Raw genomic sequence first — 15867 nt, 5'->3', positions numbered from 1 at the left:
CACGCATGGTCGAGGCGGCGGGCGGGCGGCTGCTGGCGGTCGATACCTCGGGGGATCCCGGCGGGAGGCCGGTCTTCCTGCTGCACGGCACGCCGGGCAGCCGGGTCGGTCCGGCGCCGCGCGGCAAGGTGCTGTCGCTGATGCGGGTGCGGCTGGTCTCCTTCGACCGGCCGGGGTACGGGGACTCCGCGCGGTTGCCGGGGCGGCGGGTGGCGGCGGCGGCGGAGGACGTGGCGGCGATCGCGGACGAGCTGGGACTGGGCCGGTTCGCGGTGGTGGGGCGGTCCGGCGGCGGGCCGCACGCGCTGGCCTGCGCGGCGCTGCTGCCGGAGCGAGTGACCCGGGCGGCGGTGCTGGTGAGTCCGGCGCCGCGGGACGCGGAGGGGCTCGACTGGTACGCCGGGATGACCGCGTCCAACGTGCGGGAGTACCGGCGGGCGGAGCTGGGGCAGCCGCGGATCGACCGGCCGTTCCAGCTGCGGTCCCGGCTGATCCGGCGCGATCCGGCGCGGCTGATCCGGGACCTGGTGCCGGAGCTGCCCCCGACCGACCGCACGGTGGTGGCGGACGCCGGGGTCCGGCGGATGCTGCTGTCCACCTACCGGCAGGCGTTCCGGTACGGCGCGGACGGCTGGATCGACGACGTGATGGCGTTCCTCGCGGGCTGGGGGTTCGCGGTGGAGTCGATCGGGGTGCCGGTGCGGTTGTGGCACGGCGCGGACGACCAGTTCTCGCCGGTCTCGCACTCGCGCTGGCTGGCCGACCGCATCCCGGGCGCCGAGCTGTACCTGGAGCCGGGGGCTGCGCACTTCGGCGCGTTCAAGGAGCTGGCCGAGGCGATCCGCTGGGCGGCGGCCGGGGCGACGGCACCGGCGGGGTGACGGCCCCGCCGGACGGGCGGCGGTGGCGTCGGCGGGCGGTGCCGTCGCCCCGGCGGGCGGCGGTGGCCCGGGTCAGCCGAGCGGGGTGACCGGGTCCTTGCCGTCGAGAACGGCGAGCACGTTGTCCACCGCGAGGTCGCCCATGGCCTGCCGGGTGCGGACGGTGGCGCTGCCGAGGTGCGGGGCGAGGACGGCCCGCTCCTGGGCGAGCAGGGCCGGGTCGACCCGCGGCTCGCGTTCGAAGTTGTCGACCGCGGCGGCGAACAGGTGGCCGTTCTCCAGGGCGGCGGCCAGCGCCGCCTCGTCCACCACGCCGGCGGTCATGCTGACCAGGACGGCGCCGCGGGGCAGCCGGGCGATCCGTTCGGCGTTCAACAGGTGCCGGGTGGCGGCGGTGAACGGGCAGGTCACCACCAGGATCCCGGATTCGGCGAGCAGGTCGTCCAGCGGCCGCCACGTCGCGCCCTGCTCCTCGGACTCGGGCAGCCGGGTGCGGTTGTGGTAGCTGACCGGCATGTCGAAGCCGGTGGCCCGGCGGGCCACCGCGCGGCCGATCCGGCCCATGCCGAGGATGCCCAGCGGGGTGCCGGCGAGTTCCTGGCCGAGCATGAAGGTGGGGGCCCAGGCCCAGGGGGTGCCGGAGCGCAGCAGCCGCTCGCCCTCGCCGAGGCGGCGGGCGGCGGCCAGCAGCAGGGCCCACGCCATGTCGGCGGTGGCGCCGGTGAGGACGCCGGGGGTGTTGCTGACGTGGACGCCGCGGGCGGCGCAGGCGGCCTGGTCGATGTTGTGGGTGCCGACGGCGTGGTTGGCGACGATCCGCAGCGCGGGCCCGGCGGCGTCGAGGAACTCGGCGTCGACCGTGTCGTCCAGGGTGGTGATCACGGCCGTGCGGCCGTGGACGGCGCGGAGCAGCTCCGCCCGGGGCAGCGGCTGCTCGCTGTCGTGGACGGTGGCCAGGTCGCCGAGACGTTCGGCGACGCCGGGGGCGAGCCGGCGGGTGACGAGGACGGGGGGCTGCATGGCGCCCACGCTAGCCGAAGCCCCTGCCGGCCCATGCGCCCCGTGGGCCCCGCGTCACGAGCACGGGGCGCACGAGCACGGGGCGCACGGTCGATCACATGGGCTGCGGCTCCAGGTCGCGGTTGGTGCGCTGCCAGCTGCGGGCGGCGATCACCGTGGGGTGGTCCTCGCCGAAGAGTTCGACCAGGGCGGCGATGGCCTGGCTGCGCAGGTTCTCGGCCTCGCCGCGCCGGCCGGCGGACCGCAGGGTGACGGCCAGGTTGGCCTGGCAGACCAGCGCGTCGGGGTGGGTGGGCCCGTACCGGGTGGCGAGTCCCTCGTAGGCGGCGCGGCCGAGCTGTTCGGCCTCGGCGATCTGCCGGTTCTCGGCGTAGGTGTTGGCGAGGTTGATGGTGGCGTTGAGGGTGAAGGGGTGGTCCTCGCCGAGGCCGCGGGTCAGGCCGGCCAGGGCCTGTTCGCCGTGGTGGACGGCGCCGGCGAGGTCGCCGCTGCCGCGCAGGTAGATGGCGAGGTTGTTCTCGCAGGCGTAGGTGAAGGGGTGCTCCTCGCCGAGCAGCCGCTTGTGGCCCTCGTAGGAGTCGGCGGCGATGTCGCGGGCGGTCTCCTTGTCGCCGGCGGCGCTGAGGTCGGCGGCGAGGTTGAGCCGGCAGGCGAGGGTGTCGGCGAAGTCTGGGCCGAACAGGTCGAGGTAGCGCTGGTAGGTGCGTTCGGTGAGGTCGCGGGCCTCGGTGTAGGCGCCGGCGCGGCGGAGCGAGACGGCGAGGGACTTGCAGTTGCGCAGGTCCTCGGGGAGGTCGCTCTGCGGGAGGTCGGCGAAGGCCTCGGTGACCTCGCGGAGGAGTTCCACCGAGCTCTTGTAGTCGCCGAGTTCGCGGCGGTCGCGGGCGAGGTTGCCCTTGCTGGCGAGGGTGTAGGGGTGGAGCGGGCCGCGGACCACCAGGTTGCGTTCGAAGGTGTCCTGGTCGAGGTCGTGGGCGGCCTGGCTGTTGCCGATCAGGCGGTGGTCGATGGCGAGGTTGTTGGCGACGGCGAGGGTGCGCGGGTCGTCCTCGCCGAAGAGTTCGACGAACTGGTTGTAGGTGTCCTGGTCGAGGGTGAGGGCCTCCTGGAAGCGGTTGAGGTACCGCAGGTCGGCGGCCATCGAGTTGGCGGTCATCAGGGTGTACGGGTGGTGCTCGCCGAGGAGTTCGCGCTGGCCGACCAGGGTGGCCTGGTTGAGGGCGAGGGCCTCGGTGTAGGAGCCCTTGGAGCGCAGGACGTTGGCGATCTGGAGCCGGAGGCTGAGGACCTGCCGCCGCCAGATGCGCTGTTCGGCCAGGTCGGGCTCGACCTCGGAGCGGACGCTCCAGGAGGCGTCCAGCTGGCGGCCGAGCTGCAGGGCCTGGTCGAGGTCGACGCGCTTCCACAGGTAGCGGACGCGGTCGATGAGCAGCTCGCGGACGTCGCGTTCGTCGCAGTCCTGGGCGCGGGAGGGCGTCAGGTGCGGCCAGATCTTCTCCAGGGTGGGCCAGTTGGCGGGGTCGTCGGTGTCGCCGCGCGGGGGCCGGGCGCTGACCAGGATGCGGTGGACCTGGTGCATGGCGAGGTTGCGTTCGGCCTCGGTCATGCCGCTGCGGACCACGGCCTGGACGAGCCGGTGGACCTGGAAGCTGTCGCTGCCGGCGTCGGTCTTGGCGAGGGCGTACCGGCTGACCGCGCGGAGCACCTTGCCGAGCAGGAAGGTGTCGGTGAGCTCGTCGTCGTACGGGACGAGGGCGAGCCGCATCTGCTCGGAGAAGAAGAACTGCCGCAGGGAGATGGGTTCGGGGGCGAAGAAGGCGCAGAGTTCGAGGAGGCGGACGGCGGCGGGCGACTGGTCGCGGAGCCGGGCGATGGAGACGTTCCAGGTGAGGCCGACGGGGGTGGGGTAGTCGACCGGGGTCTCGCCGGCGGCGAGGACCTTGGTGGCCTCGGCCTTGAGCTGGTTGACGTACGACTCCACCGGGGTGCGGGTGGTCTCCAGCCAGGCGGCGGCGACTTCGACGGCGAGCGGGAGGTCGCCGACGGCCTCGGCGACCCGGTCGGCGTCCTGGCGGCTGAGGCCGCGGACCCGGCGGGTGAGGTGGTCGACGCTCTCCACCCGGTCGAAGACGTCTACGCTGAGCACCCCGGCCTGGCCGGACCAGCCCTGGTTGCGGGAGGTGACCAGGATGTGGCCGGGGCCGTCGGGGAAGTAGCGGCGGATCTGGGCGGGCTCGTCGGCGTTGTCGAAGATGAGCAGCCAGTTGGGGGTGGGGATGCCCTGGCGGAGGGCGTCGCGGGCGGCCTGGGCGGCCTCGTTCATGCTGTCGCCGACGCGCAGGCCGAGCCGGGCGGCGAGTTCGGCGAGGTCGACGACGACGTTCTCGGTCTGCTCGGCGTCGATCCACCAGACCAGGTCGTAGTGCGACATGTAGCGGTGGGCGTACTCCAGGGCGACCTGGGTCTTGCCGACGCCGCCGAGGCCGTAGAGGGTCTGCGGCGGGGGCAGGACGGCGGTGGTGCCGCCGGCGAGCTGGGCGCGGAGGTCGTCGAGGACCTGGACCCGGCCGGTGAAGGAGTGGTTGCGCTGCGGCACCTCCCAGTAGGTGGGCTTGGTGCCGGGGAAGCGGGGGGCGCCGGGGCTGCGCTCGGGCAGTTCGGCCTCGGTGCGGCCGAGGGCGCGGAGCAGGGTGAGCGCGGCCTGCTGCTCGTCGCGGCCGATCAGGTCGACCGGGTTGCGGCTGTTGTACGGGGCGTTGAGGCGGACGTCGCTGACCCGGACGGGGATCAGCTGCCGTCTGGCGCCGGCCGGGTCGGAGAGCACGGTGCGGTCCCACAGTGCCTGTGCCTGCGGCGACTGGAGGTAGGCGGCGGAGAGCAGGGCGACGGTGCGGTAGGCGGAGTCGATGCCGCGCTCGGTGGAGGAGCGGGGGTTGGCGCCGGCGCCGGCGTCCCGGGGGACGACCCGGAAGCCGGCTCCGGTGAGCACCGAGGAGATCCAGTCGGCCCAGGCGCGGTCCTCGGGCACGTAGCTGAGGTAGAGGTCGGCGGGGGCGGTGGGGCGGCGCCGGACGAAGCCGTCGAGGTGCCGCAGCCGCAGGTCCTCGGGCATCACGGGCAGTCCGGCCACCCGGTTCTGGGTGATCTCGCGGGTGAGCCGTTCGCAGGCGGCGAGCATCGAGCCGGGCAGTCCGGGCTGGTCGCCGAACGGGGCGAGGATCTCCTCGTAGGCGTAGAACGGCCGGTACGGGATCTCCACCCCGGCCCAGTAGCGGGCGAGTTCGGGTTCGCCGAGGCCGGTGGGCAGGCCGGCGAACTTGATCCGGGCGAGGGCCCGGCCGGCGTCGGCCTTCTCCTTCTCGCCCTCGTCGATGCGCATCGGCACGGGCAGGATCCGGATGCCGCGGTCGCCGTAGCGGTCCTCGATGACCCGGGCGATCCGGGAGGCGCCGTCGATGGACTGGTCGCTGAGGGTGAAGCAGACCACCAGGTCGTCGGGCATCTCGACGGTGCAGATGTCGGCGGTGTCGGTGAGGCCGGTGCGGCTGTCGATCAGCACGTAGTCGTAGCGGCGCTTCATGTCGGCGCGCAGGGCCTGGATGAACCGCTGGCCGTCGTAGCGCTCGTAGAGCAGGTCCCAGTCGATGCGGGAGGAGGAGCCGGAGTAGTCGCGGTTCTGCTGGCCGGCCGGGACGAGGTCGATCCGGCCGCCGCCGGGGAAGTGCTGCCAGGCCAGCGAGATGGCGTGCGGGTGGATCCGGGCGAAGTCCTCGTACCACTCGGGGTCGCGCTCGACCGGGCGGCGGGCCTCGTCGAGGTAGTCGGCGAACAGGTCCATGATGCCGGTGGTGGCCGCGACCACCTCGGGGTTGAGGAAGGGGCGGAAGAACTGGCCGAGGCCGGGCGCCTCCAGGTCCCAGTCGACGGTGAGCACCCGGTAGCCGTTGGCGGCCAGGATCCAGGCGGTGTTGGCCAGGGCCATGGTGCGCCCGGTGCCGCCCTTGTACGAGTAGAAGGTGACGATCCGGCCCTGCCGGTCCTCGGCCGCCGTCTCGCGGCGGCGGACGAGGACCTGCTGGTTCCTGGACGGCCTCTCGGTCATGACGGTTCCCTCCCCCAGACGCGTCCTCCGTGGTGCGCGCTCCGTGCCACCGGACGGGGTCCCGACCGTCCGGTGTGGTGCCGAACTCATCTGCCGATGCTGGGTCTTCGGTGCTGGGGCGGCTCCGGCCGAGCGGTCTCCTGCTCGTACGCGGTGCTGGCGCGCATCACCGCGCGTTCCAGCTCGCCGCGGAAGTCGTCGAGGTTGCCGGGGCTGCCGCCGACGGCGTCGCCGCGCAGGCTGGGCTTGCGCCGGCTGCCGCGGCTGACGGTGAGGACGGTGTCGCCGAGGTCGTTGAGCATCCGCTCGTTGTCCCGGCACTGCTGGTCCTCGCGGTTCCAGGGCTCCAGGATGCTCACCGAGCCGAGGTTGCGGCGGTCCAGCCGGCGTACCGTCTCGGCGCGCTGGCTGTCGAGGAAGGCCCACCGGTCGACCAGCAGGACGCTGGGCCCGGCGGGGCGGTCGGCGGCCAGCAGGTTCTCCGCCTCCTCCTCGAACTCGTGGACGGTGGGCTGGAAGCCCATGTTCCGGGCCACGTCGGCGGCGTCCTCGGCGAGCGGGCGGCCGGAGGGCGGCCGGAACGGCTGCCAGTCGGTGCGCCGCTCGCCGTAGCAGGTGGCGCTCCTGGTCGGCGGCAGTTCCGGCTGGCGGTAGGAGAAGACGGAGATCCGCACCCGGTCGGTGGGCTCGGGCGGGTCGAAGGCGGAGGGCGAGGACTCGAAGTCCAGCGGCTGGGTCACCGGGATGACCGTCTGGTCGGCCACGTCGACGATCCGCTGCGCCAGCCGCAGCACGGCGGTGGCGTACTGGGAGCTGTAGGAGGCGATCTTCATCAGCGCGTACAGGCCCTCGGCGGCGTAGTCGGCGCCGAAGCTGTCGTGGCTGAACTGGAGTTCACTGGCCACCCGGGGCAGCGTGTAGTGCTCCATGGAGACCCACAGCGCGGGCACGATCCCGGTCATCCGCTCGGCGCCGGGCCGGCGCTGGTAGACCGAGCGGCGGGTGAACAGATGCCATTCCTTGCCGCAGGCCTCGCTCTTGAAGTAGCGCGGCGAGTACAGCGGGACGAACACCCGGCAGCCGGACAGCTCGCGGGAGAGCCGCTCGGCCCACTTCTGCCCCTGGTGCATCGAGCGGTCCATGAAGCCGATGGGGTGGCCCGCGGGCGCGTCGGTGATCTGGAGGATCGCCTCGCAGAGGTCCTGGTAGAGCTTGGCCACCCAGAGGTTGGGGTCCGCGGCGCGGGGGTTGATCCTCGGCGTGTGCGCGTAGCTGAGAAAGAAGTACGGCCTGGCCGAGTCCTTGCCCCTGCCCGCCGGGCTGTTCACACGCGCCTCCCCCGAGACCGCCCGCCACCTGCTCCCCCGCAGGAGTCTCAAGTGTAGGAAGCGCGGGTTCCCCAATGGAATAGGGCGTACCGCCCGGCCGGGCGTGTCGCGGTCAAGCAGGCCGGTTCCGCAGCCACTTGTCGGCGCATTCCACGGCGTCCCGGATCGGCAGCAGGAAGCAGTGGGCCTCCCCCAGCCGCCCGTGCCGCAGGCTCTCCAGCCGGGCCAGTTCCTCACCGACCGCCGCGAAGTGGGCGTCCGACAGTCGCAGTCCCCGGAAGTGCTCCCAGACCGGCGCGCCGTCCGCGCCCCGGACCACGCAGCCGTAGGTCTGCGGCTCCCGGTCCGGCTGCCAGTACTCGGCCAGGTGGAGCGGGGTGCAGCACCAGACCGGGACGCCGACCAGCAGGGCGCGGGCCCGGTCCCGGTAGAGCCGGTGGACCGGGGAGTCCTCGCCCAGGTGGCTCCGGAGCGGGTGGCCGGCGGTGATCCGCTCGGCGGCCGGTCCGACCGCGGCGAAGGAGGTCTGCGGGTGGGCGCTGCGCACCGCGCCTGGGTGCAGCCGGACCTCCTCGGCGATCCGGCCCATGGTGGGCGAGGCGGGGGTGCGGGCCGGGTCGAAGGCGGGCATCGCCGCCCGGAACCGCCGCACCCCCTCGGGGTCCAGCCCGGCGATGGCCCGGTGGTGCAGCGGCGAGGTGTCGGAGTTCTCCGGGGTCGCCGTGTAGACCACCAGGGTCCCGGTGGGGCCGAGGGCCTCCAGCAGGGCCGCGACGACCGCCGCCGAGCCGCCCGCCACCGGCCCGATCGCCCGGGTGGAGGACTGGACGAGGAGGGTCTCCCCCTCCCGCACGCCCGACGCGCGGAGATCGGCGACCAGCTCCGCCTGGGTGATCAAAGGGACCTCCAGCGGCCGGGGACGGGGAACACCAGGCTCTCAGTGACCGGCCGTGGTGCGGAAGGCCGCCAGGTTCTCGGCGGCCGCCGCGCGGGCCGCCTCCTGGGCCCCGGCGCCCACCGGCTCGTCCAGCCAGCGGGCCGCGCTGTCCCGCATCCCGTTCGCGAAGCGCTCGCCGAGCGCGGTGAGCGACCCCGACCCGGCGAGCGTCTCCACGGCCCGCACGGTGTGCCCGCGCCAGGTGGCCAGCTGCACCCGGGCGGTCTCGGCCGCCGCCCCGCGCAGCCCGTCGTACGCCCGGACCCGGGTGCCCCAGAACTCGGTGACCGCCAGGTGCGCGTAGGTGCCCTGGAACAGACCCTCCAGCGGGCGCGGGTCGGGCCGCCAGGGGGCGTGGAACAGCCGGTCGTCCGCCGGGTCGAACAGGTCGTGGAAGTCCAGGACGGCACCCAGCTTGACGTGCTGGAACTCGTGCGCGAGGAGCAGGGCGAGGATCGGCGCGGTGGCCGGTCGGGCGATGCCGACGGCGCCGGGGGCCTGGCGGGCGGCGGCGCTGACGTCGCGGCCGTCCGGGCCGGGGGCGAGCGGGGTGACGACGGCCAGGCCGGCGCCGATGCCGGCCGCGTACCCGGGCAGGTCGCGGCCGAGCAGTTCCCAGGCCTCGCGCAGCGCCCCGGACCAGGCGAGCAGTTCCGGTTCCGCGAGCCGCGGGGCGGGGGCCCACCGGTGGCTGTCGCGCTGCGGGTCGGTGTCCTCCAGGGCGACCGTCCAGCCGGGGAGGGCGACCCGGCGGACCGGCTGCCAGGACGGTCCGCCGGGCTGGTCCCAGCCGATCCGGTGGCCGCCCGCCGAGAAGCCCTCGGCGGTGCCGGTCAGCCGGGTCTCGCCGGTGCCGCCGACCTTCAGCCGGCCGAGGGTGGGCAGGTGCAGGGCGCCGCCGCGGACCGGCAGGTCCAGGGTGAAGGGGTGCCCGGCGCGGAGCGCGGCGGCGGCGGCGATCTCGGCCAGGCCGCCGGTGTCGGCGCCCGGCTCTCCGGCCAGCAGCCGGACCGCCCAGGCGCGGACGTAGGGGTGGGCGAGCACGGCGTCCACGGCGGCGGGGGCGCGGCCGTCCAGTTCGGCGAGCAGATCCCAGGCCGCCGACCCGCCGGCACCGGCGGCCGCCAACAGCCGCCGGGAGACGTCGAGTTGGGCCCTGCCTAGGGCGGCGACGGTGGCGGCCGAGCCGTAGCCGGTGGCCAGGTCGTCCAGCTGGGCGTCGGTCAGCGGGCCGCGCGGCCCGCCCTGCGGCGGTACGGCCGCCGGGCCGCCGACGCGGTCGCGGATGGTGGTGATCAGCTTCATCAAGTCCCCGCAGAAGACCGAAGGGTTGTCGAAGGCGCCGCCGGTCCGGTACCGGTGGGCGTACAGGCCGCCGCCACAGGACCGGACCACCGGACAGGCGCGGCAGTCGGCGCTCAACCCGGCCAGGCCGGACTGCCGTTCCACCATGCCGGGGTGCCGGGCCACCTCGTCCAGGGTGTGGGTGAAGAGGTCGAACCCGGTGGCCGCGGCGCCGTCGTAGGCCGTCTTGAGGCTGTCGGCCTGCTCCAGGCTGCCGTCGGTCTCGATCACCACCAGGTCGGCCGGGTCCAGGCCGAGCGCCTCGGTGAGGCTGGAGCGCCCGCGCAGGGTGCGGTGGATCGAGTCGAAGCTCCGGATCGGGACGGGCCGGCCCTGCGCCGTCCAGCGGTCGTGCACCGCGAGCAGCCACTCGGCGTACGGCGTGGGGCCGGCGCCGGGCGGCCGGGCGGGCGGGTTGTCCCAGGTGGCGTGGGGCAGCAGGAAGTCGATCCGGGGCGGTTCCAGGGCGAGGAGCGCGTCGTAGACCGCCACCGGGTCGTTCTCGACGTCGACGGTGCACAGCAGGCCGGCGTACAGGTGCCGGAACTCCGGCTGCCGCAGCAGCGCGACGGCGGCGAGGACCTTGCCGTGGCTGCTGCGGCCGTCGGCGAACCGGCGGTGCCGGTCGTTGGCGGCCCGGTCGCCGTCGAGCGAGACGCCCACCCGGATGTCCAGCTCGGCGAACAGCTCGCAGAACCGGCGGTCCAGCAGCACGCCGTTGGTGTGGATCCGCAGGTCCAGGGCGCAGCCCTCGGGGAGGGCGGCGCGCAGCAGTTCGCCGGCCCGGCGTAGTCGGGCCGGGCCGGCGAGCAGGGGTTCACCGCCGTGCAGGACGACGTGGACGGCGGGCAGCCGGTGGGTACGGGCGTGTTCGCCGATCCGCGCGGCCGCCGCGGCCAGCACCTCCTCGCTCGCACTGCGCGGCCGGCCGCGCCAGCTGGTGTCCGCGTGTTCGTAGACGTAGCAGTGGTCGCAGGCGAGGTCGCAGCGGCTGTGCACCTTCAGCACGAACTGACTGAAGGGGACGGGGTGGTGCGTCATCGAAGCGGTCCGCGGTGTGGTCCGCCCCGGGTCAGATGCAGGACTGGAAGGCGGCGACCGGCACCTGCCGCGCGGCGCTCGGCAGGACCCGATGCAGCTCGGCCGCGAGGTCCTCGGCGTCGAGTGCGGCGAGATCGGCGAGCGAGACCCTGTCCGCGACGGTCTGACCCTCGGTCAGATCCTCGACTGGAGCGGCGGCGAGTGCAGTGGTCATGGGAGTGCCTTCTGGTCGGCAGAGCACGAAGAGAAAGGTTTCTGAATGCGCGTCAGGAATCGCCTGGACCGCCGCGCATGGGGGCCGTGGAACGACCTGCCGCGCGAGCGCGACACGCTTGAGGGCAAGGGTAATGCCACGCCCCGCTGGAGCATGGCCGGAAACGGCTGACTGGTGACGGCCGCTTCCGGCCGTCCGGCGCCCCGCGCCGCGTCGCAGCAGGTCGGCGGGGTGCCGTCACCCGATCAGTGGACGGCGGCGCGCGCCGGACGCTTCACACCGACGGCTCCCGGCCGCCTCGCCCGGACGGCTCAGTCCGCCCGGCCCGGCCGGACGGATGCGTCCCGGCGTGCCCGGCGCGTCACGGGCAGAGCCGCTCCACCCGCCAGCCGCCGTCGGGCTCGGCCAGGTAGACCAGGCGGTCGTGCAGGCGGTTCTCGCGCCCCTGCCAGAACTCCACCGTCTCCGGGATCACCCGGTAGCCGCCCCAGAACGGCGGCACCGGCACGCCCTCCCCCTCGGGGTAGCGGGCGGCGAGGTCGGCGTAGCGCTGTTCCAGCACCTCCCGGCCCTCGACCGGGCTGGACTGCTCGCTGGCCCAGGCGCCGAGCTGGGAGCCGTGCGGGCGGGTCCGGAAGTAGGCGGCGGTCTCGTCCCGGCCGACCTTCTCGACCCGGCCGCCGACGATCACCTGGCGGGCCAGCGGGATCCACGGGAAGAGCAGGGAGGCCTGCGGGTTGGCCGCGAGGTCGGTGCCCTTGCGGGAGCCGTAGTTGGTGAAGAAGACGAACCCGCGCCGGTCGTAGCTCTTCAGCAGCACGGTGCGGGAGGTGGGCCGGCCGTCGGCGCCGGCGGTGGAGACCACCATGGCGTTGGGCTCGACCACGCCGGCCTCGTCCGCCTCGTGGAACCAGCGGGTGAACTGGCTGATCGGGTCGGCCTCGAGCCGGCCCTCGACGAGGCCCTCGTGCTGGTAATGCTTGCGCATCACGGTGAGGTCCGGACCGGGCCGTTCCTCGGTGGACATGGTCAGGGCGCTCGGCTGGTGTTCCGCGGTAGGCACGCCAACATCATCCCGTACGACAAGCGTCGGACACGGCTACGTGCGTGCAAACACCTGGGGATATGGTGGCTCGCCATCGTTCCACCGCGCGCCGCGTGGGGAATCGCCCGGATAGCGGCTGATTCCTCCCGTCTTGTCCGCCATCGTCGTCGGGCCTGAGGGCGGTATTCGCTGCCCGTGGGGGAAACATCACCGTGGTGGTGTATGGCGCAATGCACTCGGTGCCTGAGAGTCTGACACCGAGTGCCAACCCACCATCGGTCACCGACGCGCCCGACCCCACCATGGTCACGCGTCGGATCGGATCACTGAAGGAGCCGTCTGATGTCCGATTTCGTACCCGGACTTGAAGGAGTTGTCGCCTTCGAGAGCGAGATCGCCGAGCCCGACCGCGAGGGCGGCGCACTGCGCTACCGCGGTGTGGACATCGAGGATCTCGTCGGCCAGGTCTCCTTCGGCCAGGTCTGGGGCCTGCTCGTCGACGGGCGGTTCGCGCCGGGTCTTCCGGCCGCCGAGCCGTTCCCGATCCCGGTGCACTCCGGTGACATCCGGGTGGACGTGCAGTCCGCGCTCGCCATGCTCGCGCCGGTCTGGGGCCTGAAGCCGCTGCTCGACATCTCCGCCGAGGAGGCCCGCGACGACCTCGCCCGCGCGGCCGTCATGGCGCTGTCGTACGTGGCCCAGTCCGCCCGCGGCCAGGGCCTGCCGATGGTCCCGCAGCGTGAGATCGACAAGGCCGAGACCATCGTCGAGCGGTTCATGATCCGCTGGCGTGGCGAGCCCGACCCGAAGCACGTCAAGGCCGTGGACGCGTACTGGACCTCCGCCGCCGAGCACGGCATGAACGCCTCCACCTTCACCGCCCGCGTCATCGCCTCCACCGGCGCCGACGTGGCGGCCGCGCTCTCCGGCGCGGTGGGCGCGATGTCCGGCCCGCTGCACGGCGGCGCGCCGTCCCGCGTGCTCGGCATGATCGAGGAGATCGAGCGCACCGGCGACGCGGTCGGCTACGTCAAGAAGGCCCTCGACAAGGGCGAGCGCCTGATGGGCTTCGGCCACCGCGTGTACCGCGCCGAGGACCCGCGCGCCCGCGTGCTGCGGCGGACCGCCAAGGAGCTCGGCGCGCCGCGCTTCGAGATCGCCGAGGCCCTGGAGAAGGCCGCGCTGGAGGAGCTGCACAACCGCCGCCCCGACCGCGTGCTGGCCACCAACGTGGAGTTCTGGGCCGCGATCATGCTGGACTTCGCCGAGGTCCCGGCGCACATGTTCACCTCGATGTTCACCTGCGCCCGGACGGCCGGCTGGTCCGCGCACATCCTGGAGCAGAAGCGCACCGGCCGGCTGGTCCGCCCGGCCGCCCGGTACATCGGCCCCGCCGCCCGCCGCCCCGAGGACGTCGAGGGCTGGGACGCCATCGCCCACTAACGGGTGAACCGCGCGCCCGGCGAGGGGCGCGGGGGCCCGCGACCTGCCCGGCACCCGTGCGGTGCGGGGGCCCGGTCGCGCGGTTCCCCGCGCCCCCGTCGGCGCTGCCCGAAGCACACGAGACCACGTCTCACCGGGCGGACGACCGTCCCGCCCGCACCTCCCGGAACAGTAGGCTGCGCCCGTGGCTCAGATTCAGATCCCCGCCGACAATCTGCCCGCCGACGGCCGCTTCGGCTGCGGCCCGTCCAAGGTCCGGCCCGAGGCACTGAGTGCCCTGGCCGCCACCGGAACCTCCCTGCTGGGCACCTCGCACCGCCAGGCCACCGTGAAGAACGTGGTCAAGCGCGTCCGCGAGGGCGTCAGCAGCCTCTTCTCGCTCCCCGAGGGCTACCAGGTCGTCCTCGGCAACGGCGGCTCCACCGCCTTCTGGGACATCGCCGCCTTCGGCCTGGTCCGCGAGAAGTCCCAGCACCTGAACTTCGGTGAGTTCTCGTCCAAGTTCGCCTCCTCGGTCAAGGCCGCCCCGTGGCTGGCCGAGCCGAGCGTGATCAAGTCCGAGCCGGGCACCCACCCGCTGCCGGTCGCCGAGGCGGGCGTGGACGTGTACGCGCTCACCCACAACGAGACCTCCACCGGTGTCGCCATGCCGATCCGCCGCCCGGCGGGCGCGGACGCCGGCTCGCTGGTCCTGGTGGACGCCACCTCGGGCGCCGGCGGCCTGCCGGTGGACATCTCCGAGACGGACGTCTACTACTTCGCGCCGCAGAAGTCCTTCGCCTCCGAGGGCGGCCTCTGGCTGGCGACGTTCTCCCCGGCCGCCCTGGAGCGCGCCGCCGAGATCGCCGGCTCCGGCCGGTACATCCCGCCGTTCTTCGACCTGCCGACCGCGATCGACAACTCCTCGAAGGACCAGACGTACAACACCCCGGCGATCTCCACCCTCTTCCTGCTCGCCGAGCAGCTGGAGTGGCTGAACGGCCAGGGCGGCCTGGACTGGGCCGTGGCCCGGACCGCCGAGTCCTCCTCGATCCTGTACTCCTGGGCCGAGAAGTCCTCCTACGCGCAGCCGTTCGTGGCCAAGCCGGAGGAGCGCTCGCAGGTGGTCGGCACCATCGACTTCGACGAGTCGGTGGACGCCGCCGCGGTGGCCAAGGTGCTGCGCGCCAACGGCATCCTGGACACCGAGCCGTACCGCAAGCTGGGCCGCAACCAGCTGCGCATCGCGATGTTCCCGGCGATCGACCCGGCGGACGTCGAGGCGCTCACCCGCTGCATCGACCTGGTGGTCGAGCAGCTCTGACCGTGCCGTGCGAAGGGCCCCCGCTCGGTGGAGCGGGGGCCCTTCGGCGTCCGGGCGCCGCTGCCGCGCGGGCGCGGCGGGATGCCGGGCGAGGGGTCAGCGGCGGACCAGCGAGCTGACCAGCACCACCACGAACAGCAGTACCAGGGCGCCGGTCACGATCCGCATGCGAGTCTTCGGGTCCACACGTCGAGGTTAGTCGGTCGCCCTGAACGCCTCGGCACTGCCCCGCTCCGGCCCGTACAGCTCGGTCAGCTCGCGGGCCAGCTCCTCGCGGCGGACCGGCCGGAGCTGGCGGTCGCCCCGGTAGTGCTGGGCGCGGAAGACCGAGGGCGCCACCCCGACCCGGCGGGTGAAGATCCGGGTGAAGTACGCGGGGTCCTCGTAGCCGACCCGGCGGGCCACCGCCGAGACCGGCAGCTCGCTGGCGGCCAGCAGCTCCTTGGCCTCGTTCAGCCGGACGGTGAGCAGGTACTCCTTCGGGCCGACCGCGCCCACCGCCCGGACGGCCCGGCGCAGCTCGGCGACGGTCATCCCGGCCCGCCGGGCGTGCTCGGCGACGGAGAGCGGCAGGCAGGCGTCCCGGCGCAGCACCTCCAGCACCGGCTCGCCGGCCGGGTCCAGGTCGGCCCGGTGGCGGCGCAGCTCGACCAGCAGCTCGTGCACCCCGGCGGCGGCCTCGACGGCGGCCAGCGGGCCGCCGCGGCGGCAGGCGGCGGCGATCCTGGCCAGCACCCGCTGGGCGGGCTCGGCGGTGGTCAGCGGCACCACGTCGGCCGCGGGCAGCAGGCCGAGCTCCGTGTAGGCGGTGGTGGCGGGGCCGGTGAAGTCCACGAAGCCCTCGGACCAGCCGTTGCGGTCCGGCGCGTAGTGGTGCGGCACGCCGGGGCGGAGCCAGATCACGGCGGGGGCGGCGACCGGGCGGCGGCCGCCGTCGGGGGCGGCGAACCAGCCGCGTCCCGAGCCGACCAGGACGGCCACCCAGTGGTCCAGCCGGCGCGGCCCGACGGTGGGCAGCCGTCCGCGCTGCATGCCCACGCCCAGGCAGGCCAGCCCGGTGGCCAGCTGGGCGGGACCGGGCGTCAGGTACTGCCACCACCGTTCCACGTCACTCCTCCTCGCCGGGCGTCGCCCTCGGCCGCCGTACCGGCCCGGGCCGGCGGGCGGCGCGTCGGGGACGACAATCCAACACGCCGTCGGGCTTTGTCC

Annotated in this window: 11 protein-coding genes; 3 read left to right on the top strand and 8 right to left on the bottom strand. The window is 74.1% G+C overall.

All coding sequences use genetic code 11. The annotated features are described in order from the left end of the window. Nucleotides 1-5: 5 nt before the first annotated feature. Nucleotides 6-881, top strand: a complete 876-nt coding sequence (locus ABWK59_RS19690; protein ID WP_354645020.1) for an alpha/beta fold hydrolase — start codon at nt 6-8, stop codon at nt 879-881. A gap of 72 nt (nt 882-953) precedes the next feature. Here the strand turns inward: ABWK59_RS19690 and ABWK59_RS19685 are convergent, their stop codons facing one another. The 7 genes from ABWK59_RS19685 to pdxH all read right to left on the bottom strand — a co-directional run bounded on the left by ABWK59_RS19685 (nt 954) and on the right by pdxH (nt 11894). Next, complete coding sequence (locus ABWK59_RS19685) at nt 954-1901, bottom strand: 2-hydroxyacid dehydrogenase (protein WP_354641911.1); 948 nt, start codon at nt 1899-1901, stop codon at nt 954-956. A gap of 94 nt (nt 1902-1995) precedes the next feature. Further along, nucleotides 1996-6003, bottom strand: coding sequence for an FxSxx-COOH system tetratricopeptide repeat protein (fxsT, locus tag ABWK59_RS19680; RefSeq protein ID WP_354641910.1), 4008 nt, complete (start codon nt 6001-6003; stop codon nt 1996-1998). A gap of 86 nt (nt 6004-6089) precedes the next feature. Next, on the bottom strand, nt 6090-7331 hold the full coding sequence (locus tag ABWK59_RS19675; RefSeq protein WP_354641909.1) for a TIR-like protein FxsC: 1242 nt from the start codon (nt 7329-7331) through the stop codon (nt 6090-6092). Between the two features lie 112 nt (nt 7332-7443). Then, nucleotides 7444-8229: an aminoglycoside N(3)-acetyltransferase gene (locus ABWK59_RS19670; protein WP_354641908.1), complete on the bottom strand. Its 786-nt coding sequence runs from the start codon at nt 8227-8229 to the stop codon at nt 7444-7446. A gap of 39 nt (nt 8230-8268) precedes the next feature. Beyond that, nucleotides 8269-10653: an FxsB family cyclophane-forming radical SAM/SPASM peptide maturase gene (locus ABWK59_RS19665; protein ID WP_354641907.1), complete on the bottom strand. Its 2385-nt coding sequence runs from the start codon at nt 10651-10653 to the stop codon at nt 8269-8271. A gap of 31 nt (nt 10654-10684) precedes the next feature. Further along, entirely contained in the window at nt 10685-10867 is a 183-nt protein-coding gene (gene fxsA / locus ABWK59_RS19660) for an FxSxx-COOH cyclophane-containing RiPP peptide (RefSeq protein ID WP_354641906.1), read from the bottom strand. 361 nt (nt 10868-11228) lie between these two features. Next, complete coding sequence (pdxH, locus tag ABWK59_RS19655; protein ID WP_354645019.1) at nt 11229-11894, bottom strand: pyridoxamine 5'-phosphate oxidase; 666 nt, start codon at nt 11892-11894, stop codon at nt 11229-11231. Nucleotides 11895-12254: 360 nt separating this feature from the next. Between pdxH and ABWK59_RS19650 the strand changes: the two genes are divergently transcribed. Together ABWK59_RS19650 and serC are read left to right on the top strand one after the other, a co-directional pair. Next, nucleotides 12255-13355, top strand: a complete 1101-nt coding sequence (locus tag ABWK59_RS19650) for a citrate synthase 2 (protein WP_354641905.1) — start codon at nt 12255-12257, stop codon at nt 13353-13355. A 184-nt stretch (nt 13356-13539) separates the two neighbouring features. Continuing rightward, entirely contained in the window at nt 13540-14658 is a 1119-nt protein-coding gene (gene serC / locus ABWK59_RS19645; protein ID WP_354641904.1) for a phosphoserine transaminase, read from the top strand. 195 nt (nt 14659-14853) lie between these two features. On the opposite strand, the gene ABWK59_RS19640 is transcribed toward serC, so the two are convergent. After that, nucleotides 14854-15765: a helix-turn-helix transcriptional regulator gene (locus ABWK59_RS19640; RefSeq protein WP_354641903.1), complete on the bottom strand. Its 912-nt coding sequence runs from the start codon at nt 15763-15765 to the stop codon at nt 14854-14856. Nucleotides 15766-15867: the final 102 nt, after the last annotated feature.

Origin of the sequence: Kitasatospora sp. HUAS MG31, from assembly GCF_040571325.1 — a bacterium.
Lineage (GTDB): Bacteria > Actinomycetota > Actinomycetes > Streptomycetales > Streptomycetaceae > Kitasatospora > Kitasatospora camelliae.
The sequence above is the reverse complement of the archived record's forward strand: the minus strand, read 5'-3'. Positions and strand labels throughout refer to the sequence as shown.